This is a genomic window from Dehalococcoidia bacterium (assembly GCA_030018455.1).
Classification (GTDB): Bacteria; Chloroflexota; Dehalococcoidia; order DSTF01; family JALHUB01; genus JASEFU01.
This window is the reverse complement of sequence record JASEFU010000020.1, coordinates 1-851: the sequence shown is the minus strand read 5'-3', so window position 1 is coordinate 851 and position 851 is coordinate 1. Positions and strand designations below refer to the sequence as shown.

The 851-nt window shown below is 62.4% G+C and carries 1 rRNA gene; it reads left to right on the top strand.

Going from position 1 to position 851, the window contains the following annotated elements:
• Window positions 1-87: 87 nt before the first annotated feature.
• Window positions 88-851 (top strand): 23S ribosomal RNA (locus QME71_11130); the annotation flags it as partial.

Here is an 851-nt window from a genome sequence, read left to right as displayed (position 1 = left end):
AGGCCGGGGAGCACGGTCGGGGGAGCCAGCCCCTGGATCCTGCACCTTGAAAACCGCACAGTGGAACATGCCGCATGCGTCTTGGAAGGTCAAGCTACTAAGGGCGCACGGTGGATGCCTTGGCGCCAGGAGCCGAGGAAGGGCGCAGCAAGCTGCGATAATCCCCGGGGAGCCGCAAGCGGGCGTTGATCCGGGGGTACCCGAATGGGGCAACCCGGCGCGGGTAATGCCGCGTCATCCCTAGCTGAACACATAGGCTAGGGAAGGGAACCGGGGGAACTGAAACATCTTAGTACCCCGAGGAGAAGAAAGAGCAATTCGATTCCCCCAGTAGTGGTGAGCGAAAAGGGAAGAGCCTAAACCGCCTCTGTGTGAAAGTCTGCAGGCGTTGCAGGGGTGGGGTAGTGGGTCCGGGCTGGAGCGGTCTGCAGGCCGCTCGGGGAGTGAGAAATCCCTCATCTAGCCGAACTGGTCTGGAAAGGCCGGCCGCAGGAGGTAAGAGCCCTGTAGGCGAAAGGTGGGGGACTCCCTGGGCCTGGCACCCGAGTAACGCGGGGCACGTGGAATCCCGCGTGAATCCGGGCGGACCACCGCCTAAGGCTAAAGACTCCCTGGCGACCGATAGTGAACGAGTACCGTGAGGGAAAGGTGAAAAGCACCCCGGGAGGGGAGTGAAACAGGACCTGAAACCGTGTGCCTACAAGCAGTCGGAGGGCTATGGGTGGGGGTGCGAGCCTCTATCCTGCCTGACGGCGTGCCTATTGAAGAATGAACCGGCGAGTTGCGGGCTGCAGCGAGGTTAAGGGGTGTGAGCCCTGGAGCCGTAGCGAAAGCGAGTCTGAACAGGGCGG